Source organism: Desulfovibrio fairfieldensis, assembly GCF_001553605.1.
Lineage (GTDB): Bacteria > Desulfobacterota > Desulfovibrionia > Desulfovibrionales > Desulfovibrionaceae > Desulfovibrio > Desulfovibrio fairfieldensis.
The window spans coordinates 2,783,542-2,805,055 of the sequence record NZ_CP014229.1; the positions used below are offsets into that span (position 1 = coordinate 2,783,542).

The following is a 21,514-nucleotide window of genomic DNA, read 5'->3' on the forward strand; positions in this document are numbered from 1 at the left end:
GCCATGAACGCGCATTCCACGGGCCTGGAGCTGATTCTCAACGCCGCCGAGGGCGTGTTGCAGATCGCGGTTACGGACAATGAGGCCCTGCTCTGCGCCCAGCAGTGGCACCGCTCCGAACGGGCCACGGAAATCCTGGCTCCGGCCCTGCGGGATATCTGCGCGGGCTTGGAGGTGCGCCTGGCGGACTTCCGGCGTATCGCCTGCGTGCGCGGCCCCGGCTCCTTCACCGGCATCCGCCTGGTATTGACCACGGCGGCGGCCCTGCGCCGCACGGGGCGCGCCCAACTGGCCGGTCTGGACTATATGCAGGCCCTGGCCACCAGCACGGTGCTCCGGCGCGGCCTGCTCTACGGCGCGCCGCTCTGGGTGCTGACCCATGCCCGCCGCAACCTGGTACACTGCCAGCCCTTTGTGGCCTACGGCCCGCAGATTCCGGCCCAGCCCCTGGAGTCCGTGGAACTGCTCGCCCCCGCCGAAGCCCTGCAACGCCTGGCCGCGCGGCCGGGGCATGTCTGCGGCAGCGGCCTGGCCCGCAACGCGGCGCTCTTCACCCCGCTCCGGACCGGCTCGGGCCCGGCCGGGGCCCCGGACGCGGTCCTGATGCCGGACCTGACCAGCCCGGACATCGCTGCCCTCTGCCTGCTGGCCCGGCACGGGGATTACTTTCCCCAGGATCTGGAGCCGCTTTACGTGCGCCCCTGCGACGCCGTGGAAAACCTGCCCCACTTGGCTGGACGCCAGGGCCTGGATGCCGACGAGGCCGTCAGCGCCCTGGGCAACATGCTTGCGCGTACCCCCGAAAGCGAAATCTGATCCCCGGCCTGCCGCCGCAGTGCCCGTGCTTCCATTCTCCGGCACGTCCGGCTCCTGCCGACGCGCCCCTTGTATATCGCTTTTTTCCGCTCCGCCGTGGAGCCCACGGCGGTTCTTTTTAATAACCTCATAAAATAACATCATATTATTTTATTTAGTAAAAGAACATTGTTCCGCACGGCGCTTTGGGATATATGTCGCTTATCCTGTCCACGGGTGATATCTCTTCCAGAGAAGCCGCTGTCCGTTTCCCGCCATGCGGGCCGGAGGGCCGTTTAGTTGCGGCCTGTTTCCGGTCCGCGCAGCGGAGCACGTCTGCGGCGTGTCGGTGTGTGCGCCGCCGCGCCCGAAAGGACAGTTGATGTTTCTGAAAAAATATCCGCTCCACAGGGTCGCTCTCTGCAACGCATGCATCGGCCTGCTGCTGTTTGTGATTGTCCTGGCTCTGCTGAACGCCATCAATCAGGCCATATGGCGGTCCACGGAAAGCACTATCCGCAGCCTGACCCAGGCCAGCGGGGAAGCCATCGCCAACGCCATCCGCCGCGACGTCCAGAGCCTTGAATCCTTCAAGGAGAGCCTGCTGGGGGCGGACGTCGTGACGCCTGTCGCGGCCATCGGCCTGATGCAGCGCTACGTGGCCACCAGTCCCTTCAGTCAGGTCGCGGTGGTGAATGAACAGGGCAGGGGATATTTTGCCGACGGCGGCCCGGTGGACGTCAACAATGACGAAGACTGGCATAATTTCGTCAAAGACACCTCTGTCTCGCGCACCTATCTGAACGCCCAGGGGCAGCGCCAAGTCACCATGCGGCGGCCGCTTATCGTCAACGGGCGGTACAGGGGCGCCGTCTACGGCAGCCTGTCTCTCAAAACATACGCCCAGCCCAGCGCCATGGACTTTTTTGACGGCCAGGGCTTATCCTTTATGGTTTCTGCCTGGACCGGCGAATATCTGATCGCCTCGCCGGACGCGCCGAAACAGGGGAACAAAACCGATTTTTACGCCGTCCTGGCCGCGTCGCCGGAAAACAAGCCGGAACGGATCGCCGCGCTGCGGCAGGCCATGAATGAGGGCAAGAGCGGCAGTGTGGTTATGAACGTTCAGGGCCGCCAGACCTATCTGTATTACACGCCCATCTTTCCCACGAACAACTGGGACATGGTTTCCATGGTCCCGGTGGACGCCATGCACCAGGCCGCCAACTACGTCAACGCGCTGGTGGCCGTCGTCTGCCTGCTCATTCTGGCCGGCCTGCTCGTCATGTTTTCCCTGACCCGCCGCCACCGCGCCATGGCCCTGGAAATCAAGGCACGCCATTACCGCGACTTTCTGTTCCACACGCTTTCCGGCAGCACGGACAGCGTATTCCTGATCTACAACGCCTCCCGCCGGAGCATGGAATACGTGTTCGAAAATCTGGAGCGGGTGTTCGGCATTTCCATGCGGGCCTGCCTTGAAAATCCCGCGGCCCTTTTCAAACATTGCGTCTTCAAGTCCGGCTCGCGCCTGCGCGAGGATTTTGAAACGGCCTCCATCCGCACAGCCCGCAGCGAGGACTGCCGCATCATCAATCCCGCCACCGGGGAAAAGCGCTGGGTCAAGTTTTCCCTGACTCCCAAGGAAGACGCCGACGGCCGGGCCTATTACGTCATTTCCCTCAGCGACATCACGGAAGAAAAGGCCGTGCGCCGCCTGCTCAGAGACTCGCTGGCCGCCGCGGAACAAGCCAGCCGGGCTAAAAGCAGTTTTCTTTCGGCCATGTCCCACGACATCCGCACACCCATGAACGCCGTCATCGGCATGGCGGCCATTGCCGAACGGCACGCAGGCGACCCGGCGCGCGTGCGGAACTGCCTGGACAAGATTTCCGTGGCCTCGCGGCTGCTGCTGGGCATCATCAATGAAGTGCTGGACATGTCCAAAATCGAGAGCGGCAAGCTGCTGCTGAGCAACGCGCCCTTTAATCTCAATGACCTGATCCGCGACACCCTGGACCTGATCCGCCCCATGCTGGACAGCAAGCAGCACGAATTCGAGCTGCGCATGGACGTCGTCCATCCGGAGCTGACGGGCGACACGCAACGCATCCAGCAAATTTTGCTCAACCTGCTCACCAACGCCGTTAAATACACGCCGGACAAGGGCCGCATCAGCCTTTTCATCAGCGAAAAACCGGCCCTCAACCCGTCCATGAGCCGGATCATCATTGTGGTCGAGGACAACGGTTTCGGCATGAGCCCGGAATTCCGGAAACGGATTTTCGACTCTTTCGCGCGCTCCGACGACGAGAGGGTGCACCGCATTCAGGGCACGGGCCTGGGCATGCCCATTGTGCGCAATCTGGTGCGGATGATGCACGGCAGCATTGTCATTGAAAGCGAACTGAACCAGGGCAGCCGCTTTACGGTGGATCTGGCCCTCTGCCGCAGCCGGGACGAGAGCGCCTGGGCCGACGAAGCCCCGGCCGAAAAGCCCGAGCCGCCGGAACGCCTTGAGGCGGACCAGACCTTGCTGGTCATGCCGGACGACTTCAACGGCAGGCGCATTCTGCTGGTGGAGGACAACGCGCTGAATATGGAAATCGCCCTGGAACTGATCGGCTCCATGGGCGTGACCATCGACTGCGCCGAAACCGGGCAGCAGGCCGTGGAACGCTTCAAAGCTTCACCGGAAGGCTATTATGATCTGATTTTCATGGATATCCAGATGCCGGTCATGAACGGACACGACGCCACCAGGGCCATCCGCGCCCTGGAGCGGGAGGACGCCCGCCAAGTGCCCATTGTCGCCATGAGCGCCAATGTCTTTGCCGAAGACATCCAGGCCGCCGAACGGGCCGGAATGGACGGGCATCTGCCCAAGCCCATCGACCTGGCCCTGCTGCGGGACACGTTGCGCCGCTGGCTCTGAGAAAGGATGCCTGACGTCAGAGCATTTCAACGCTCATCCTCTCTGAACGGCATGCGCGCCGCCCGTCAGGCTCAAAAAGGCAGAAAACGCGGCTTGCGGTCCACAAAAATCACGCTTTGCGCATAGCCGAAAGAACGGGCGTACGCCGCCAGTCGGTCGAAACCGAAGGCCACGTCCGCCGTGGCATGGGCGTCCGAGCCGAAGCTGATGTCCACGCCCAGTTCGGCGGCCAGGCGCATAATGGGCGGGGCCGGATAGGGTTCGGCGAAGTCCTTGCGCAGGCCCGCCGAGGACACTTCCAGGGCCACGCCGGTTTCACGCATGGCGGTCAGGGTTTCGCGGATCAGGTCCAGGCTGCCCGGCATGGCCAGCCAGGCGTGGAAGCTCTCCCAGCAGCGCACCTTGATGAAGTCCGGGTGGGCCACGATGTTCATCAGGCCGCTGCGGACCATGGCCGTCATCTCCCGGTAATAGGCCGCGAAACGCCTGTAACGTTCCTCCTCGCTCTCGCCCCGGCCCCAGTTTTTGGGTGACCCCACAGCCAGCATGCCCAGAAAGTGCAGACCGCCGATCACGTAGTCAAAAGGCCAGCGCGCCGCCAGCTCCCGCATATAGGGCATGCGCGAGGGGATCCAGTCCAGCTCCATGCCCAGCAGCACGCGCGGGGCTCCCGGCAGGTGGAAAAGCTCCCGCAAGGCCAGTACGTCGTCGACATAGCCCGGAAAATCCCCGGCCAGGTCGCCATGATACAGCGGGCAGGCATAACCCGGCGGCAGGGGCGAATGCTCGGAAAAGCCGTACCAGGCCAGTCCCAGACGCCGCGCGGCCTCGTACATTTGCGCCGCCGAGGCCTCGCCGTGGGAGATGAGGGTGTGATTATGCACGTCAGCGAGAATCATGCCGCGCCTCCCGTCAGGCGTCTTTCTGATTTGGGGGAATGCTGATTACTGAAAATTTTTGTTCTCCGCACAACGCCTGGAGCCTGCGTCACAACGGCCAAAGCACGGCGAACTGCGGGCAGAGGGCAAAAAGACCATTAATCGGTCTTCTCCAGAATCCGTCGGGCTTCGGCCACGTCCTCGCCGATCCGACGGGTGAGCTCCTCCACCGAGGCGAAGCGGCGCTCGCCGCGCAGTCGGGCCACGAACTCCAGGCGCACGCGCCGTCCATACAGATCGGCCGAGGTATCCAGCAGAAAACTTTCCACAGTCACGTCCCGCCCCCCGAAGGTGGGCTTGCGCCCCACATTGGTCACGGCCTGATGCCAGGTTTCGTCCAGACGCACGCGGGCGGCGTAGACGCCTTCGGCGGGCAGCAGGGTTTCCGGCGGCAGCAGGTTGGCCGTGGGAAAACCCAGTCCGCCGCCACGCCCTTCGCCGTGCACCACTTCGCCGGAAAAGCCGTAGCAGCGCCCCAGCAGGCGCGCGGCCTGCCAGACGTCGCCCCGGCTGATCAGGTCGCGCAGACGGGTGGAACTGACCACCGCGTCGTCCACAATGACCGGCGGCAACTGTTCCACCGCAAAGCCCCAGTCCGCGCCCAGGCTCCGTAACACTTCGGCATGGCCGCTGCGGCCCCGGCCCAGGGAAAAATCATACCCCACCACCAGACGGCGCAGATGCATGGGCAGCAGATAGCGACGCACGAATTCCTCGGGCGTCAGGGCGGCCAGTTCCTGGGTGAAAGGCAGCTCCAGCACGTGCTCCACACCCAGGCCCGCCAGCAGTTCCAGCCGCCGTTCCCGGCTGGTCAGCGGGGCGTGGGGCTTGTGCGGGGAGACGACCAGACGCGGGTGCGGCCAGAAAGTCACCAGCACGCAGGCCAGATCATCCTGGCGGCAGACATCTAGAGTGCGGCGGATCAGGGCTTGGTGGCCTTTATGCACGCCGTCGAAGTTGCCGATGGTGACGCCGGCGCCCGTCAGGGAGCCCAGGCCGTCCACGGAATGTACAAGTTGCATAGGTCGCGTCAGTTCCGAGCGTTGGAGGAAGGGAACGAGTCTCTCGGGAGCAGAGCCCGTTTTCCCAGCAGAATGAATCTTATTCCCTGGCAAGAAAACAGCCGATTACTGACTGGAGAGAATCCTCTTACAATACAGCCCTGGCCCATAATCGGCCGTTGGCGCAGACCAGGAGGCAAAAGCCGCTGTTGAAAACGGGCTCTAGGGGCAGTTTCTAAATGAGGATTTTCGTTCTCTGCCAAGGAAGGCGAGTCTTGGGCGGAGGGAGTATATTCAAACATATTCGACCTTCGCACGGGGCGAGCCTGACGCTGGCAGAGGGGGAAAGGACAATTTAGAAACTGCCCCTAAATCAATCTGTCGAAAATAATTTTGTACGCCCTGCGAATATGCAGCACCAGCCTGAGGGTCAGGCTGCGGGCCTGCTTTTCATCCTGCACGGAAAAAGAGCCCAGATGCCGGGCCACATCACTGAAATCCGCGTCGCCCTTGGGCTGAAGCATGCCCCAGTACTGCTGGGCGCGCTCCATGATCCGGGCGCTGAGCTTGTCCGGATGGGCAATACGGTAGGCATGCAAAAACGTGGCGAAAATATGTTCCGCATCCTGCGGGAAGGAACTGGACAGGGCCAGACGCCAGAGGGCCATGTACAGGCCGCGCCATTCCACCAGCATCTGGCGGCGGCGCATGAACTGCATGCGGCCGATGCCCATGAGCTCCAGCTCGGCCGTGAAGTCAGCGTCCTCCAACAGGGCCGCGAAATTCTCCAGAGCCTCCTGCACAACGCTCTTGTCGTCAAACACTTCCGCAACGTTTTGCATAGGCCTTCCGTTCAGCTTTCCGTCCCGGCGTCGCTGTCGCCGCCGTCCTTGCGCCTGCGCGGCGAACGCCGACGGCGTTTGCGGCTGCCGTCATGCGGCTCGGCCTCACTGCGGCCGGCGGCATCGACGCGGGAACGCGGGGCATCCCCGGCATCATTCTTTCGCCTGGCGGGCACGGGCTCGCTGTCGGGAAAGCGGTTTTCGTGCAGGCTCTGCTGATGGCAGGCGTCCAGCAGCATGGCCAGCAGCTGGACATCGTCCTCTTCCTCGCTCTGTTGGGCGAGTTCGCGCGCCAGGGCCGCGTAGCGGGCCACGCGCACGCGTTCCAGGCCGGTGAGCGTGCGGAAGCGCGCCTCCAAAATGGCGGTCAGGCGCGTGCCCGCCACCTTGGCCACGTCTTCGTCCGTGGGCAGGGGCAGTTCCATGAGCCCGATCTTGTAATGCTTGGCGATGCGCTCCAGCTCCATGCGCTGCATCACGTCCACCAGGGAAATCACCGTACCCGCGGCCCCGGCGCGCCCCGTGCGCCCGGCGCGGTGGATGTAGCTTTCATGGTCCTCCGGCGGCTCATAAAGAAAGACGTGCGACAGGGCCGGAATATCAATGCCCCGCGCGGCCACGTCCGTAGCCACCAGATATTGCAGGCGGCCCTTGCGGATTTTGTCCAGCACGGCCTCGCGCCTGTTCTGCGAAAGATCCGCCGAAAGCTCGTCGGCGCTGTAGCCGAAGCCCTGGAGCACGCCGGTCACATAGTGCACATTGGCCTTGGTGTTGCAGAAAATAATGGCTGAAGCCGGATTTTCCGTTTCCAGCAGGCGTACCAGGGCCCTGTCCTTGTCCATTGGCTTGACCTCGCAGAAGAGGTGCTGAACCTCGGCCACATGGACCTCTTTCTGGGACAGGGAAAGCAGGGCCGGTTCCGACATGAACTCGGCGGCCAGCTTGAGCACGTGCGGCGGATACGTGGCGGAAAACAGGCAGGTGTGGATGCGCTTTTTGGGCAGATAGCGCTGCACTTCCTTCATGTCCGGGTAAAAACCGATGGACAGCATGCGGTCGGCCTCGTCAAAGACCAGCACACGCAAGTCCTTGAGGTCCAGCGTGCGGCGCAGCAGGTGGTCCAGCACGCGGCCCGGCGTGCCCACAATGACCTGGGCCCCCTCGCGCAGGGCGTCCATCTGTTTTTTGTAGCCCACGCCGCCGTACACGGCCACGGTCCGGATGCCGGTATCCGCGAAAATCACGGCGGCCTCGCGTTCCACCTGCACGGCCAGCTCACGCGTGGGAGCGAGCACCAGGGCCTGCGGGGCCTTGAGTTCCGGATCCAGGCGGGGCAGCATGGGCAGCAGATAGCAGCCGGTCTTGCCGCTGCCCGTGCGCGACTGGACCATGATGTCCCGCCCTTCCAGCAGATAGGGCAAAGCCAGGGATTGCACCGGCATCAGGCTCTGCCAGCCCGCGCGGGCACAAGCCGCGCGCATGGCTTCAGGCAGGTCGGCCAAGCCGACTTTGGGCAGGGCGTTTTCCGGCTCACTGACGGAGAGTTCCTCCGTGGCGAGGGGAGCGGCGTCTTCCGCCGGTTCCGGGGCGGAAACGTCCGCGCCGGGCATTGTGGTATCGGAGAGATCTTCTGACATATGTCATCCCGGCGGAATAAAACCGCCTTAGTATAAAGGTATTGTCAACAAGTTATAATGCCATAAACCACACTTTTCCGCAAGGTTCACCATGCGGACGGCAAAAGGGCGCATCCCCGCCGGGGAGGAGAGGCGCGCGAATAAGACGCGCGGCTTGCCTCCGCCGTCGATTGCGGATAAATTCAGCCCGCCGCGCGGGTGGGCACATCATGTGCCGTAGCCGCTCCGCAAGGATTTGTCCGCAAATCCTCGCCGCGAAATGCGAGCGGACGGGCTTTGCCGTCGTGAACGAGCATTTCAAGTGTTACATGCTCCAAGGAGAACATCCATGTCCAGTCAGCAGTCTTGCCGGCACGGGGAAGATGCCCCGGCTGACTTCGCGCCCGACTTCAGCAAGGGCCTTGTGCCCGCCATCGCCCAGGACCAGGCCACGGGCGAGGTGCTCATGCTGGCCTATATGAACGAGGAGGCCTGGCGCAAGACCTTGGAGACCGGCGAGGCCCACTACTGGAGCCGCAGCCGCAAAGAACTCTGGCACAAGGGCGGCACGTCCGGCCATGTCCAGAAGGTGCGCTCCCTGCGTCTGGACTGCGACAGCGACACCGTGCTGCTGCTCATCGAGCAGGTGGGCGGCGCGGCCTGCCACAGCGGGCGGCGCTCCTGCTTTTACCGGGAATGGGAGGACGGAGCCGTGACCGTCTGTTCGCCCCAGGTGTTCGATCCCCAAAAAGTTTACGGCGGAGAAAGGAAATCCTCATGAGCGCGCAGACGCAGCCGATCATCAAACTGGGCGTGCCCAAGGGCTCGCTGGAAGAAGCCACCATCAATCTTTTCGAACGCGCGGGCTGGAAAATCCGCAAGCACACCCGCAACTATTTCCCGGACATCAACGATCCGGAAATCGCGGCCTCGCTCTGCCGCGTGCAGGAAATCGGCGGCTATATCGAAGCCGGGGTGCTGGATGTGGGCATTACCGGCCTGGACTGGCTGTCCGAGCGCGGGCATGAGGACAAGGTGGCGCGCATCGCGGACCTGGTCTATTCCAAAACCTCCAACCGGCCCTGCCGCTGGGTGCTGGCCGTGGCCGGGGATTCGCCCTATACCCGCGCCGCCGACCTGGCCGGAAAACGCATCGCCACGGAGCTGGAAGGCCTGACCCGCCGTTATTTCGCCAAAGCGGGCGTGGATGTGGATGTCTTCTACTCCTGGGGGGCCACCGAGGCCAAGGTGGTGGGAGGCCTGGCCGACGGCATTGTGGAAGTGACCGAGACCGGCACCACCATCCGCGCGCACGGGCTCAGGATCATCGACGAGGTCATGGTCTCCTACCCGGTGCTCATTGCCAACAAGGAGGCCTGGGAGGACCCGCGCAAGCGGGCCAAGATCGAACAGCTCACCCTGCTTTTGCAGGGCGCGCTGCGCGCCGAAAACCTGGTGGCCATCAAGATGAACGCCCCCGCGGCCCATCTGGACGCCATCCTGGAAATGCTGCCCTCGCTCAATTCGCCCACGGTATCGCCTCTGCGCGACGGGCGCTGGCTGTCCGTGGAAACAGTGGTGGAGATCGGCATTGTGCGCGATCTCATCCCGCGCCTGCGCGAAGCCGGGGCCGAGGGCATTATTGAATACGCGTTGAACAAGGTCATCTAGGGTAAAATCACTTCTCAACGTCAATCTGCTCCAGAGACTGTTAACGCTATGCCTTTTTGCCCGGCCCACGACTGAAGCAAAGCCGGTTTTTCCGGAAAATCCCGCCGGACGCAATGCCGGACACTGCGAAGAAGATGCGCCCGCCTTGAGCGCGCAAAGGAGATTTCATGGAGACCGATGAAAGCCGCGAACTTCTGGAAAGCCTGCCCGAGCTCCAGGCGGACGAAACCTTCTGTTTTGACTGCAATCCACAGGTGCCCTGTTTCAACCGCTGCTGCGCGGAGCTGACCCTGCCGCTCACGCCGTATGACGTACTGCGCCTGCGCCGCCACATGGGCATTACCAGCGAGGAGTTCCTGAATACCTTCGCCACCATGCGCTCCTTTCCGGACACGGGCTTTCCCCTGCCCATGCTGCGCATGCTCCAGGGCCCCGGCGAGCCCTGCCCCTTTGTGGGCCCGGCGGGCTGTTCGATCTATGAGGACCGGCCCGGCGCCTGCCGCTGCTACCCGCTGGGGCGCGGCACCAAGATGGCCGAGAACGGGGTGGCCGAACGCTTTTTCGTGGTGCGCGAGCCCCATTGCCACGGCTTTGACCAGGGCACGCAGCGCACGGCGCGCCAGTGGTTCGAGGACCAGGGCCTTTCGGAATACAACGCGGCCAACGATCGCTACATGCGGCTCATGGCCCTGGTGCGGGCCACCGGCAAGCCGCTGGAAGCGCGCCTGGCGACCATGAGCGTGCTCTGCCTCTACCAGTTGGACAAATTCCGCGAGCTCATCACCCATATGCGCATTTTTGAACATGTGGACATTGACGCTGCGCGCCGGGCCGCCATCATGGAGGACAGCCAGGCCGGCGACGTGGCCGCTCTGAACTTCGGCCTGGACTGGATGGAGCTGATAATCTTCGGCAAAAGCCAGGGCCTGAACAAAAAATAGCTACGCCGGTTTCAACGCGGCAAACGCTTGCGAAAAACCGCCGGGCCTTGTGTCCCGGCGGTTTTTCGCGTTTCCGGGCCCGGCCCCCGCCCGCCCGGCAACGGCTTTGTTTATCGCGCTCGTGACAAATTTCTTTTACAAGATAAAAAAAATCTGCTAATCGGAAGTTGTGCGGACCAATCCATGCCGTTCTTTTTTATATTATTTATAATAATTTTAAATAGTTATGGCATGAGAAACTCAAAAACACGCGCTTGAGGCGGCGCTGTTTTTCCGTTCCGCGCGGCCCTGTTGTCTGTGCCCATATCCCCGGCCGCCCACCGGCCACAATCGCACGGGAGGAGCGTATGAGTTTTGGCAGGCAAGTGTATGATTTTCTATTGAGCGGTTCACAGGCATACGCCAAATGGGATTTGGAGGTTTCAACCTCCATTCTCAGAAACCGCAAAAAACTGCTCATTCTGCTGGCGCTGGCCGTGCCCATTCTGGCCGGTTGCCTGGCTGAAGCCTACGAGTACCACGAGATGCTCGGCGGCAAGAGCGCGTATGCTCCGGCCTTTTACACCACCACCATCTTTCTGGCCTCCATCGCCGTGGGTCTGGCCGCGGGCCTGATCACCGGCTGTATCGGCGCGGGCGGCGGCTTCATCATCACCCCGGCCCTGATGGCCGTGGGCGTCAAGGGCATTCTGGCTGTGGGCACGGACCTGTTTCACATTTTCGCCAAGGCCATCATGGGCACCACGGTGCACAAAAAGCTGGGCAACGTCTCGGGCAAACTGGCCATCGCCTTCCTGGTGGGCTCCATTGTGGGCACGTTCATCGGCGGCGCCATCAACAAAGGCCTGTACAACGCCGATCCCCTGCTCTCCGAGCTGTTCATCAGCACCATTTACGCCGTGCTGCTGGGCTTCCTGGGCTTCTACGCCCTGTTCGACTTTCTGAAAGCCACGCGCGGCGGCAGCAAAGCGGCCAGCCAGAGCGCCCACGGCGGCAGCGCGGGCCTGACCAGCCTGTCCGTCAGAATGCAGAGCCTGACCGTGCCGCCCATGATCTCCTTCGACGAGGATCTGGTGCCCGGCGGGCGGCGCATCTCCGGCTGGATCGTGGCCGCCGGCGGCATGGTGGTGGGCCTGCTGGCCGCCATCATGGGCGTGGGCGGCGGTTTCGTGACCTTCCCCATGTTCGTCTACATTTTCGGCGTGTCCTCCATGACCACGGTGGGCACGGACATTCTGCAGATCATCTTCACCGCCGGTTTCGCCGCCGTGGGCCAGTACGCCATTTACGGCTACGTGTTCTACACCCTGGCCATCGGCATGCTGCTGGGCTCGCTGCTGGGCATCCAGGTCGGCGCGCTGACCACCAAGGTGGTCAAGGGCATCCATATCCGGGGCTTTTACGCCATTTCGATCATTGCCGGTTTCATCAACCGCGCGGCCACGCTGCCCAAAAAGCTTGTGGAGATGGAGGTGCTCCACTGGTCGCCCAGTGTGTGCAACATCATCCAGGACGTGGGCAATGTGGTCTTCTGGGTTGTGGTGGCCTTTTTCGGCATCTGGGTCTTCAGCAAATTCTTCCTTAATCTCGGCAAACTCAGAGGGGAGGCCTGATAATGCTTATTCACGAAAAAGGCCCCTTTATCCGGGGCAGCCTGTTGCTGATCTCTTTCCTTGTGCTTTTCGCCGTGCTGCTCACGCCCATCATGCGTGACGAGAACGGCAATCATATGACCGGCCTGCAATACGCGGACAATGTCTTTAACGAACTCTCCAAGGGTTCGTCCTACTTCATTCCCGGCGTGCGCGAGAGCGTCAAGAGCGTGGACGGCAAGATGGTCCAGATGACGGTGACCATGAAAAAAGCCGCCCTTGCCCCCCTGGCCGTGGCCCTGCTGCAAAAGTCCGGCGCCACCGAGGCCGTGGCCGACGGCGGCAAGGTGAGCTTCAAGGGCGACCTGGGCCTGATCCTGACTTCCGCTACGGACGACGCGGACGCGCTGTACCACAACAACGCCGACGCCGTGAGCCAGAAATACGGCGGCGAACCGGCCCTCAAAGTCGCGGCCGCCTGGTGGTACCTGCTGTCGCCGAGCATCAAGGAGCTCCAGAAGCAGCGCCTGTTCGGCGAGGCCCAGGTGGTGGATCACGTCCTGCGCCGCGCCGTGGAACCGGGCAATAACTTCTACAGCGTGGTTCCGGCCAAGGTTTCCGAGCACGTCTGGCTGATGAGCGGCATGCTGATCTTCTACGTGCTGTACACCCTCTGGTACGGTTTCTCCATCTTCGAGCTCTTCGAGGGCATCGGCCTGGCCATGACCAAGTCCAAGGTCAAGCAGGAAAGCTGATCAGCCCTGTTTCCCAGCTCTTTTGCCGGCCGCAACGCACTGCCGTTGCGGCCGCTTTTATTGACGAGGGCCGCGCCGCTGCCTATTATCAACCGCAGAGGGAACGGTGCGGAAAAACTATGAACACTAACGAGATGGAATCATACAGCCTGTGGCGGCCCAACAGCTTCGAAGTTTTTCAGGAAGCCCGCCGCCAGGGCGCGCGGATCAGACTCGGCTGCCATATGCGCATGGGCGGCGGCACAACCGACGTTCTGCTGAAAGGCCAGTTCCTGGAGGTCACCGGCAGTGTCGCGCTGTTTGAAATCAAGTCGCATGAAACCCTGCCCGGCAAGAGCAAGCCCGTTGATCCCGCCTGCGAGTTCTCTTTCAGCCTTGATCAGGACGCGCCCTCCGGAATCACTGAAAAAATGGGCTATTCCGGCCGGGCCACCATTCTGGAAAACCGGACGGACGAGGACGGCATGCCGCGGAGAATGCTGCTGCGCCTCTCCCGGCAGTATGTCACCCGCCGCCTGCGGCGGGACAAGCGCCTGGACTGGAATGCGGAGAACACCGGCCTGCTCGGCCTGCTGGTGATTGCCGACCCGCCCTCCAGCCGACAGGAACTGAGCGCCCGGATCAAAGACTATTACAAGCTGCACGGCGGAAAAAATCCGGGCCTGATCAATATCTCGGCGGGCGGCGCCTGCCTGTGCGTGGAGGGAGACTTGGCGCGCAGGCCGCTCATGGCGCACGAGCTGTATCTTTTTCTTCTCGCGTCCAAAACCGCTGACCAGGGCGAGCCGCCCTACATTTTTACGGGCAAAAAAGTGGGCCTCAGTCGCGACGTCTGCGAACAGGGCGCCGCACTGCGCATGCGCTTTCTCTATGAGCTGGATTGGACCAAAAGCCCGTCCGCCCTGCACTGGACGGATATCGAATCTTCCGGCTCGGAGCGTCTGCGCCACCTCATCCGCGATCTGAACGATACCGTCGCCCCGGCGCAGGACCAGGCTGTGGGCCTTTAGAGCAGATTGACGTTGAGCATTGACATTCTCAACGTTGACGTTTCCGCCGCCCCGCGTTCCAGCGGTACACGCCGTCGAGCCGCCTCCCGGCCCGACGGCGTTACATACCTTCCATGCGCTCAGCGCTCCATCCCCCCGCCCGCTCCCGACGTTGCTGTAAACCCTCCTGGCACCGGATTTGCATATTTCAGTGCGGCCGCCCGTGCGGGCGGAAAATTTGACCCCTGACCGCTGCGGCGGATATCTGGAGGATACGTCATGGAAATTTCCGGCATCAACTCTTCACTGCCCTTTGCGTTCACCATGCCCGACAAGGACGACTCCGGCTCCACCCCCGCCGCCGTGCAGGATACCGTGGACATCCGCGCGCCCCAGCTGCTGGAGGACGACGAAGTGGACGGCGTGCTGGACGATACCCTGAACATGATCGCCCAGGACAATGTGGGCGCCCTGTCCGTGCATGGGGGATTGAGCCAGAGTCGCGTGTTCGCGCTTCTCGGCCTGTAGAATTCCCTCTCCGCCACCCGCGTCGAACAAAATTCCTACAGTGGCGGCGGATTCTCACCATAGCTTCCGGTTTCCGTGAATTTGACACCGCCGCAGCCAAAAGGGTATCAGATTCCGTCTCCGCGCACGCGCCGCCGCTTTGGCGGCGCGTCCGGCATTTTTTACCGCAGCTTGCAATAAGGATACGGCGATGACGGATATTGATCGGCAGATGGCCCTTATCAAACGCGGCGTGGCTGAACTGATCGACGAGGGCGAACTGCGCAAAAAGCTGGCGCGCGGCGTGCCCTTGCGCGTCAAGGTGGGCTTTGACCCCACGGCTCCGGACCTGCACCTCGGGCATACTGTGGTGATGCACAAGATGCGTCATTTCCAGGAGCTGGGGCACACGGTCATTTTTCTGATCGGCGATTTCACCGGCCGCATCGGCGACCCTTCGGGCCGTTCGGAAACCCGCCCCCCGCTGACGGAGGAACAGGTTCTGGCCAATGCCGAAACCTACAAGAAGCAGGTTTTCAAAATCCTGGACCCGAAAAAGACCCAGGTGGAATTCAACTCCCGCTGGCTGAGCAAGCTGGACGCCACGGGCTTCATCAAGCTGGCCTCCAGCTATACTGTGGCCCGCATGATGGAGCGCGACGACTTTGAAAAGCGCTTCCGCGAGCAGCGCCCCATTTCCATCCACGAATTTCTCTATCCGCTCTGCCAGGGCTTTGACTCGGTTTCGCTGAAAACCGACGTGGAAATGGGCGGCACGGACCAGAAGTTCAACCTGCTGGTGGGCCGCAACCTCCAGGCCCATTACGGGCAGGAAAGCCAGTGCATTTTGACCATGCCCCTGCTGGAAGGCACGGACGGCGTGCGCAAGATGTCCAAGTCCTACGGCAACTACATCGGCATTGATGAGCCGCCGGCGGAAATTTTCGGCAAAGTCATGGGCGTGTCCGACGAGCTCATGTGGCGCTATTACGAGCTGCTTTCAGCCAAAAGCCTGGAAGAGATCGCGGCCCTGAAGCGGGATGTGGCCGAAGGCCGCGTGCATCCCAAGGCCGCCAAGGAAGCCCTGGCCCATGAAATGGTCAGCCGCTACCACAGCGGGAAGGACGCCGATGAGGCCCGCCAGGGCTTCAACGCGGTGTTCGCGGACGGCGGCGTGCCCGCCGACGCGCCCTCCCACTCCTGCCAACACGGCGAGGACAGCACGCCCCCGGCCTTTCTGGAGGCCGCCGGGCTGGTCAAGAGCCGGGGCGAGGCCAAGCGTCTGATCAAGGAAGGCGCGCTCTCGGTGGACGGCCAGCGTTGCGACGACGCGCTGGCCCCGCTGCCCGCCGGGGATTATGTGATCAAACTGGGCAAAAAGCGCTTTCTGAAACTCAACGTGCGCTGAATCGCAGCACTGCTCCATATTTTCAACGGGCGGCCCCTCGGGGCCGCCCGCATTGCTCTATAAAGGAGACGGCATGCGCGCTGCCTTTGTTGCGATCGGGTTGGCTTTGCTGGCCTGCCTGCTGCCCTTCGGCATGCACCCCCTGGCCGCCGGGCCGGGTGCTCTCCCACAAAAGACGGACGTAACCGCCCTGACCTGCCGCGATCTGGACGCGAACGGACGCCCGCCGCTGCCGCCGCTCTGGCTGGACGGCTACGTCAGCGCGCAGATCGACACTGACGATGTCCATCTGACATGGGATGCCGGGCGCTGGCGTATGGAAACGCCGCCTGAACTGAGCGCCCAGTGCCGCCGCACGCCGGATATGGCCCTGACCGAAGCCTGGAAAACGGCCATGTTGCACTTCCGTTCCCCGAACGAGCCGGGGAACATCCGTGACGCTCTGAATCTCGGGTACGCCACCTGGAAAGACGCGCGTTCGCTGATCCGCAAGAAAGCTGCCCGGCCGGAGGCTATCGCGGCTGTCCAGGAAAGCCTGTTTGCCGCCCTGCTCCTCTGGGGGGACGGTCACCGGGCCTTTAAGCACGGCGGAGGGCGCCCGCCCGACGTGGCTGAGCTCCGTCCGATGGCCCGTGAACTCGCAGCCCTGTCCGCGCGCCTGCCCATTCTCGCATTGGGAGAGGCCCTTTACCTTGTGCGGGAATGGCCGGTGGAGCTGGCTGCCCTGACCTGCCGGGACACCGGCGGCGCGGCGGGCCGCGGCCGTTTTTTCTTTATGACAGGCAGATGGCTGAGCGGCTGGGCCGCCGCATGGCGGGAACGCGAACCCAACCCCGCTGCGGAGCGCGAAAAAACCGACGCGGACGCCACGGAACCGGAAGCCGGCAGCGCGTTTATTGACGCCTACTGCGCGCGGCATCCCGCAGTCCCGGTAACGAGGGCCTGGCGGGATGCCGACGATGAAATCTGGCGCGCCGCCGAGGTCGGCAAGCGTTCCTGCGCGGATATTTTCCGTTACGGCCATGACGCCGTGGGCTGGCTGCTGTGGTGGGACGGCTACCAAAGCCACCCCTCCACGCGTCTACCCGCGCCTGAAACGTTCGTGGCGCGAAGCGCGGCCATCCGTGCCTTTTGCGCGGCACATCCCCGAATGCCGTTTTCGGATGCGGCCCGCAAGGCCCTCGCGGCCTTGCCCCCAAGCACTACTCCGCCGGACCCGCTTCCCGCGCCCGGGATCGCCGCGTATGCGGATATAACAGAAAATACGGCCTTCCACGCGGACGCGCCGCAGCGGTACACGGGCATGGCGGCTCTGACCTGCCGGGAATGGGCGGAGGCGGAGACTGCCGCGAAATCCGTCCTGCCGCCCAAAATCTGGCTGGACGGCTACGTCAGCGCGCAGATGAATCTGGACTATGCGCCCGTGGGCTTGTGGAGCACCAAATACTTTGTCGCGGAACTGCCTCTTATTCTGGCCTCGCAGTGCCGCCGCACGCCGGACATGACCATCACCGAGGCCTGGAAAACAGTCAAAATGTACGAGAAGCAAGACGATAAGGTCTATCTGGGCGCACCTTGCTCGGATCTGCTCAGATTGAACAAGAAACATGGCGTGGATTTTACGAGCCTGGCTCTCTGGTGGGACGGCTGGCGCGGATGGCTGGAACGCGGGACATACCAAGAGGAACCGCAAGAAGCCGTAACGGATCGGGGCAGAGCCTTGGAAGCGGCCTGCAAAGCCAACCCCCGGAAGCCGCTCGTGCAAATTCTTACCGGACTGCGGGGCCACGCCGCGCGGCCGAACGCGGAATAGCGCCGCCCCTTTTGGGAAAAGTTTGCCTCAGCTTTCCAGGGCCAGATTCGCGGCGGCGGTGGCGTGCAGCACGGTGGTGTCGAAAAGAGGCAGTTCGGCGTCCTCGGGTCGCAGCAGCAGGCCGATTTCCGTGCAGCCCAGAATGACGCCACGCGCGCCACGCCCGGCCAGTCCGGCCATGGCCGCCTGAAACTTTTTCCGGGAATCCTCGCGAATCACGCCCAGGCAGAGCTCCTCGAAAATGACCTTGTTGATCATGTCGCGTTCCGGCGCGTCCGGAATCAGCACCTCAAGACCCTGCCGACGCAGCCTGCCGCAGTAAAAATCCTCTTCCATGGTGTAACGCGTGCCCAGCAGGCCCACCGAGCGCAGGCCGCGCCCCAGGATTTCGGCGGCCGTGACGTCCGCGATGTGCAGCAGGGGAATGGAGACCGCCTCCTGAATCCGGGGGGCCACCTTGTGCATGGTGTTGGTGCAGATGACGATGAAATCCGCGCCGCCCTTCTCCAGATTTTGCGCCGCCGCGCCCAGCAGCAGCGCGCTCCTGTCCCAGTCCCCGGCGGACTGGCAAGCCTCGATTTCCTGAAAATCCACGCTGTAGAGCAGGCAGCGGGCCGAATGCAGGCCGCCCAGGCGTTCCTTCACCACAGTGTTGACGATCCGGTAATAACTGACCGTGCTTTCCCAGCTCATGCCGCCCAACAGGCCGATGGTCTTCATGCGCGCCTCCTTCCGTTTCCGGGGCTTTTCCCCTACCATGATCCACAGCGGAGGGGAATATGCGGAAACTGTACGTGGCGATGGTGGGCCTGCCCGCGCGCGGCAAGTCCACGCTGGCGCGGCGCATCCGCCAGGGCCTGCTGGCCGAGGGCATCCGGGCGCAGATCTTCAACAACGGCGACATGCGCCGGGCCCTGGTGGGCGCGGAATCCACGGAGCCGGATTTCTACAATCCGGAAAACAGCGCTGGCCGCGAAATCCGCGAGCAGATCTGCCTCCGCAACATGGCCCGGGCCCGGGCCTGGCTGGCCGAGCAGGGCGAGGTGGCCATTCTGGACGCCACCAACGCCAGCCGCGCCCGGCGGATTCTCATCGAACAGACCCTCACCGACCACCCCGTGCTCTTTGTGGAGTGCGTCAACGAAGACCCGCTGCTGCTCAACGCCTGCATCCGCCGCAAAACCACCCTGCCCGAATACGCGTCCTACAGCGAGGCCGACGCCCTGGACAGTTTCATGAAGCGCATCGGCTATTATGAATCCATCTACAGCCCGCTTCAGGATGAAAAATTCTGGCTCTGCGTGGATTCCACGGCCAACCGCATTCTGGACGAACGCCCTTGTGAAGGCTCGCCCTATTATCCGGCCATCCGCGAGATTGTGGTCAGCGTCTGGGTGCACAGCCTCTATCTGGCCCGCCACGGCCAGACGGAATTCAACGTGCAGGGCCGCATCGGCGGCGATCCCCCGCTCACGGCCCTGGGCCGCTCCCAGGCCGAAGCCCTGGCCCGGCACATGCGCGACCGGCGCATCGACTGGGTGTTCACCTCCACCCGCCTGCGCTCCCACGAAACAGCGGCCCCGCTGCTGGTTGAACGCCCCGGCGCGCACGCCATGGCTCTCAAGGAGTTTGACGAAATCTGGGCCGGAGACTGCGAAGGCATGCTCTATTCGGAAATCCGCCGGAGCATGCCCGACGTCACGGCGGGCCGCAACGCGGACAAATACGGCTACGCCTATCCCAACGGCGAAAGCTACGCCATCCTGCGCGAACGCGTGCAGCGCGGCCTCAGGCGCGCGCTCTTTCTGGCCGGGGACGCGCCCCTGCTCATCGTGGGGCATCAGGCCATCAACCGGGTGCTGCTCTCGCTCTTTCTGCGCCAGCGCAGCGAGGACGTGCCCTATATCTACATTCCCCAGAACCAGTATTACCACATTTCCCTGACCCCGCACCGCAAAGTCTTCGAGCGCGTCCCCTACGAACGGACGGGGCGGGACTGAAGCCGGGGCCCCGCCGCTTTATGCCGCGCCGCGCTCCTTTTTCCGCCCGCTCTCCGGCAGCTTGACGGCGCGCACCTCGTCGATGCGCTGGCGGTCCATGCGAGTGATCTCCAGTTCCCAGCCCTGGAGGCGCAATCGCTCGCCCGTCACCGGAATGTGTCCCAGGCGCTCCAGAATCAGCCCGGCCAGGGTGGCGCTGGCGGAACGCGGCGGCAGGCTGATGCCCAGCCAGGCCGTGACCGCGTCCACGGAAAGCCTGCCCGGCATGCGCCAACTGCCGTCGGGCAGGCGGCAGGATTCGGGCCCGGCGGGCAAATCCCCCACCTGACCGGCCAGCACGCTGAGCAGCTCGGCGGGCGTGATCATGCCCACCACGCTGCCGTATTCGTCGCGTACAAAGGAGAGCGGCGCGGGATGCGCGCGAAAATCGTCCAGAATGTCCGCCAGGGCCGTGTGCTCGAAAATGGTCGGCGCGGAACGGATGTAGTCCGTCAATTTCCAGGGCGCATCCTTGGAGACGTCCGGCGCGGGCAGCAGCAGTTCGCCCGTGCGCACCACGCCCAGCACGTCGTCCGTTTCGCGGCGCAGCACCGGCAGCCAGGGCAGGGCGGCCGCCGCCGCGAAGCGGTAGACAGTCTCGCGGTCGGCGCGGCTGTCCAGCCAGTTCACGCGCTGACGCGGAATCATGATAAAGCGGGCCGTGCGCCCGCTCAGGCGGATGACGCGGGCCACCATGTCCCGCTCTTCCGGGGCGAACAGCGCGCCCCGGCTCTCCCCGGCCAGAGCCGCCGCGTCAAGCTGGGCGTCGCCGTGGCCGGACCGCCCGCCCAGCAGGCCCAGCACCACGCGGGCCGTGGACTCGCGCATGTCGCGCATGCTGATGCGCTTGCGCCGGTTGCGCAGCGCCCACTGATTGCAGGCCTCCACCAGCACGGCGAAAATAATGGCCGCATACAGATAGCCCTTGGGAATGTGGTAGCCCAGGCCGTCGGTCAGCAGCCCCAGGCCGATCATCAGCAGAAAGCCCAGACAGAGCACAATGACCGAGGGATGGCGCTCCACAAAGCGGAGCAGCGGCGCGGCGGCCAGGGCCATGACCAGCATGGCCGCGACCACGGCCAGCATCATCACCGAGACATGGTCCACCATGCCCACGGAGGTGATGATGGAATCCAGGGAAAAGACGGCGTCCAGGACGATGATCTGCGCGATCACCCGCCAGAAGCCCGCGTGACGGCCCGCGTCCGCGGGACCGGACATATGGCCTTCCAGGCGTTCGTGCAGCTCCAGCGTGCCCTTGAGAAGCAGGAACAGGCCGCCGCCTATCAGGATCAGATCCCGCGCGGAAAAGGCGCGCCCGCCCAGGGTGAACAGGGGCGCGGTGAGCCCGATGATCCAGGCGATGGCCGCCAGCAGGACCAGGCGCATGAGCAGGGCCAGCCCCAGGCCGGTGAGAAAGGCATGACGCTTCTGCTCGGCGGGCAGCCGCCCCACCAGAATGGAGATGAATACCAGGTTGTCCACGCCCAGCACCACTTCCAGCAGTACCAGCGTGCCCAGACCGGCCCAGGCCGAAAGCTCCGTAATCCACGAAAAATCCCACATATCCTTTCCGCTGTTTATCGCGGGCCGCAAGGGCCCTGGAAAATAAAAAAAGGGGGCCGAAGCCCCCTTTCAGGTTCAATCAACAACGAGACTACTCTGCATGCGC

The 21,514-nt window shown here is 63.4% G+C and carries 18 protein-coding genes; 12 read left to right on the forward strand and 6 right to left on the reverse strand.

Annotated elements, in window-relative coordinates:
- Positions 1 to 3: 3 nt before the first annotated feature.
- Both tsaB and AXF13_RS11805 read left to right on the forward strand, forming a co-directional pair.
- Positions 4 to 816: a tRNA (adenosine(37)-N6)-threonylcarbamoyltransferase complex dimerization subunit type 1 TsaB gene (gene tsaB, locus AXF13_RS11800; protein ID WP_062253484.1), complete on the forward strand. Its 813-nt coding sequence runs from the start codon at positions 4 to 6 to the stop codon at positions 814 to 816.
- Positions 817 to 1,177: 361 nt separating this feature from the next.
- Positions 1,178 to 3,730 carry an ATP-binding protein gene (locus AXF13_RS11805; RefSeq protein ID WP_062253486.1) on the forward strand — a complete coding sequence of 851 codons (2,553 nt, stop codon included), beginning with the start codon at positions 1,178 to 1,180 and terminating at the stop codon, positions 3,728 to 3,730.
- A gap of 71 nt (positions 3,731 to 3,801) precedes the next feature.
- Here the strand turns inward: AXF13_RS11805 and AXF13_RS11810 are convergent, their stop codons facing one another.
- From AXF13_RS11810 to AXF13_RS11825, 4 genes are all read right to left on the reverse strand, one after another.
- Positions 3,802 to 4,629, reverse strand: a complete 828-nt coding sequence (locus AXF13_RS11810) for a histidinol-phosphatase (protein ID WP_062253488.1) — start codon at positions 4,627 to 4,629, stop codon at positions 3,802 to 3,804.
- 137 nt (positions 4,630 to 4,766) lie between these two features.
- A complete protein-coding gene (locus AXF13_RS11815) occupies positions 4,767 to 5,690 on the reverse strand; it encodes a bifunctional riboflavin kinase/FAD synthetase (protein ID WP_062253489.1) in 924 nt (307 codons plus the stop codon).
- Between the two features lie 347 nt (positions 5,691 to 6,037).
- The gene (locus tag AXF13_RS11820; protein WP_009302759.1) at positions 6,038 to 6,511 is read right to left on the reverse strand and encodes a hypothetical protein; all 474 of its coding nucleotides are present in this window, start codon (positions 6,509 to 6,511) and stop codon (positions 6,038 to 6,040) included.
- An 11-nt stretch (positions 6,512 to 6,522) separates the two neighbouring features.
- Entirely contained in the window at positions 6,523 to 8,148 is a 1,626-nt protein-coding gene (locus tag AXF13_RS11825) for a DEAD/DEAH box helicase (RefSeq protein WP_062253491.1), read from the reverse strand.
- A gap of 328 nt (positions 8,149 to 8,476) precedes the next feature.
- Here AXF13_RS11825 and hisI point away from each other — a divergent pair, with 328 nt between their 5' ends.
- From hisI to AXF13_RS11870, 9 genes are all read left to right on the forward strand, one after another.
- The gene (hisI, locus tag AXF13_RS11830; RefSeq protein WP_062253493.1) at positions 8,477 to 8,908 is read left to right on the forward strand and encodes a phosphoribosyl-AMP cyclohydrolase; all 432 of its coding nucleotides are present in this window, start codon (positions 8,477 to 8,479) and stop codon (positions 8,906 to 8,908) included.
- Complete coding sequence (gene hisG, locus AXF13_RS11835) at positions 8,905 to 9,798, forward strand: ATP phosphoribosyltransferase (RefSeq protein WP_062253494.1); 894 nt, start codon at positions 8,905 to 8,907, stop codon at positions 9,796 to 9,798. Before hisI ends, hisG begins: the two co-directional genes overlap by 4 nt.
- A 167-nt stretch (positions 9,799 to 9,965) precedes the next feature.
- Positions 9,966 to 10,739, forward strand: a complete 774-nt coding sequence (locus AXF13_RS11840) for a YkgJ family cysteine cluster protein (RefSeq protein ID WP_062253496.1) — start codon at positions 9,966 to 9,968, stop codon at positions 10,737 to 10,739.
- 347 nt (positions 10,740 to 11,086) lie between these two features.
- A complete protein-coding gene (locus AXF13_RS11845) occupies positions 11,087 to 12,352 on the forward strand; it encodes a sulfite exporter TauE/SafE family protein (protein WP_062253498.1) in 1,266 nt (421 codons plus the stop codon).
- Positions 12,353 to 12,354: 2 nt separating this feature from the next.
- Positions 12,355 to 13,086 carry a hypothetical protein gene (locus AXF13_RS11850; protein ID WP_062253499.1) on the forward strand — a complete coding sequence of 244 codons (732 nt, stop codon included), beginning with the start codon at positions 12,355 to 12,357 and terminating at the stop codon, positions 13,084 to 13,086.
- Positions 13,087 to 13,205: 119 nt separating this feature from the next.
- Entirely contained in the window at positions 13,206 to 14,096 is an 891-nt protein-coding gene (locus AXF13_RS11855) for a hypothetical protein (RefSeq protein ID WP_062253501.1), read from the forward strand.
- Between the two features lie 258 nt (positions 14,097 to 14,354).
- A complete protein-coding gene (locus tag AXF13_RS11860; protein WP_008682089.1) occupies positions 14,355 to 14,603 on the forward strand; it encodes a hypothetical protein in 249 nt (82 codons plus the stop codon).
- A gap of 190 nt (positions 14,604 to 14,793) precedes the next feature.
- The gene (tyrS, locus tag AXF13_RS11865; RefSeq protein WP_062253503.1) at positions 14,794 to 15,990 is read left to right on the forward strand and encodes a tyrosine--tRNA ligase; all 1,197 of its coding nucleotides are present in this window, start codon (positions 14,794 to 14,796) and stop codon (positions 15,988 to 15,990) included.
- A gap of 73 nt (positions 15,991 to 16,063) precedes the next feature.
- Positions 16,064 to 17,803: a hypothetical protein gene (locus tag AXF13_RS11870; protein ID WP_062253504.1), complete on the forward strand. Its 1,740-nt coding sequence runs from the start codon at positions 16,064 to 16,066 to the stop codon at positions 17,801 to 17,803.
- A 27-nt stretch (positions 17,804 to 17,830) separates the two neighbouring features.
- On the opposite strand, the gene AXF13_RS11875 is transcribed toward AXF13_RS11870, so the two are convergent.
- Complete coding sequence (locus AXF13_RS11875) at positions 17,831 to 18,523, reverse strand: aspartate/glutamate racemase family protein (protein WP_062253506.1); 693 nt, start codon at positions 18,521 to 18,523, stop codon at positions 17,831 to 17,833.
- Positions 18,524 to 18,582: 59 nt separating this feature from the next.
- On the opposite strand from AXF13_RS11875, the gene AXF13_RS11880 reads away from it, so the two are divergent.
- Positions 18,583 to 19,803: a bifunctional nucleoside/nucleotide kinase/histidine phosphatase family protein gene (locus AXF13_RS11880; protein WP_062253507.1), complete on the forward strand. Its 1,221-nt coding sequence runs from the start codon at positions 18,583 to 18,585 to the stop codon at positions 19,801 to 19,803.
- Between the two features lie 18 nt (positions 19,804 to 19,821).
- On the opposite strand, the gene AXF13_RS11885 is transcribed toward AXF13_RS11880, so the two are convergent.
- Positions 19,822 to 21,408, reverse strand: coding sequence for a TerC family protein (locus AXF13_RS11885; RefSeq protein WP_062253509.1), 1,587 nt, complete (start codon positions 21,406 to 21,408; stop codon positions 19,822 to 19,824).
- Positions 21,409 to 21,514 lie beyond the last annotated feature (106 nt).

What these genes read in the sequence shown, in the direction of transcription:
- AXF13_RS11820 (WP_009302759.1), bottom strand. Translation starts at nt 6,511, where the DNA reads ATGCAAAACGTTGCGGAAGTGTTTGACGACAAGAGCGTTGTGCAGGAG.
- AXF13_RS11850 (WP_062253499.1), top strand. Translation starts at nt 12,355, where the DNA reads ATGCTTATTCACGAAAAAGGCCCCTTTATCCGGGGCAGCCTGTTGCTG.
- AXF13_RS11880 (WP_062253507.1), top strand. Translation starts at nt 18,583, where the DNA reads ATGCGGAAACTGTACGTGGCGATGGTGGGCCTGCCCGCGCGCGGCAAG.
- tyrS (WP_062253503.1), top strand. Translation starts at nt 14,794, where the DNA reads ATGACGGATATTGATCGGCAGATGGCCCTTATCAAACGCGGCGTGGCT.
- AXF13_RS11875 (WP_062253506.1), bottom strand. Translation starts at nt 18,523, where the DNA reads ATGAAGACCATCGGCCTGTTGGGCGGCATGAGCTGGGAAAGCACGGTC.
- AXF13_RS11855 (WP_062253501.1), top strand. Translation starts at nt 13,206, where the DNA reads ATGAACACTAACGAGATGGAATCATACAGCCTGTGGCGGCCCAACAGC.
- tsaB (WP_062253484.1), top strand. Translation starts at nt 4, where the DNA reads ATGAACGCGCATTCCACGGGCCTGGAGCTGATTCTCAACGCCGCCGAG.
- AXF13_RS11870 (WP_062253504.1), top strand. Translation starts at nt 16,064, where the DNA reads ATGCGCGCTGCCTTTGTTGCGATCGGGTTGGCTTTGCTGGCCTGCCTG.
- AXF13_RS11845 (WP_062253498.1), top strand. Translation starts at nt 11,087, where the DNA reads ATGAGTTTTGGCAGGCAAGTGTATGATTTTCTATTGAGCGGTTCACAG.
- AXF13_RS11860 (WP_008682089.1), top strand. Translation starts at nt 14,355, where the DNA reads ATGGAAATTTCCGGCATCAACTCTTCACTGCCCTTTGCGTTCACCATG.
- hisI (WP_062253493.1), top strand. Translation starts at nt 8,477, where the DNA reads ATGTCCAGTCAGCAGTCTTGCCGGCACGGGGAAGATGCCCCGGCTGAC.
- AXF13_RS11825 (WP_062253491.1), bottom strand. Translation starts at nt 8,148, where the DNA reads ATGTCAGAAGATCTCTCCGATACCACAATGCCCGGCGCGGACGTTTCC.
- AXF13_RS11810 (WP_062253488.1), bottom strand. Translation starts at nt 4,629, where the DNA reads ATGATTCTCGCTGACGTGCATAATCACACCCTCATCTCCCACGGCGAG.
- hisG (WP_062253494.1), top strand. Translation starts at nt 8,905, where the DNA reads ATGAGCGCGCAGACGCAGCCGATCATCAAACTGGGCGTGCCCAAGGGC.
- AXF13_RS11805 (WP_062253486.1), top strand. Translation starts at nt 1,178, where the DNA reads ATGTTTCTGAAAAAATATCCGCTCCACAGGGTCGCTCTCTGCAACGCA.
- AXF13_RS11840 (WP_062253496.1), top strand. Translation starts at nt 9,966, where the DNA reads ATGGAGACCGATGAAAGCCGCGAACTTCTGGAAAGCCTGCCCGAGCTC.
- AXF13_RS11885 (WP_062253509.1), bottom strand. Translation starts at nt 21,408, where the DNA reads ATGTGGGATTTTTCGTGGATTACGGAGCTTTCGGCCTGGGCCGGTCTG.
- AXF13_RS11815 (WP_062253489.1), bottom strand. Translation starts at nt 5,690, where the DNA reads ATGCAACTTGTACATTCCGTGGACGGCCTGGGCTCCCTGACGGGCGCC.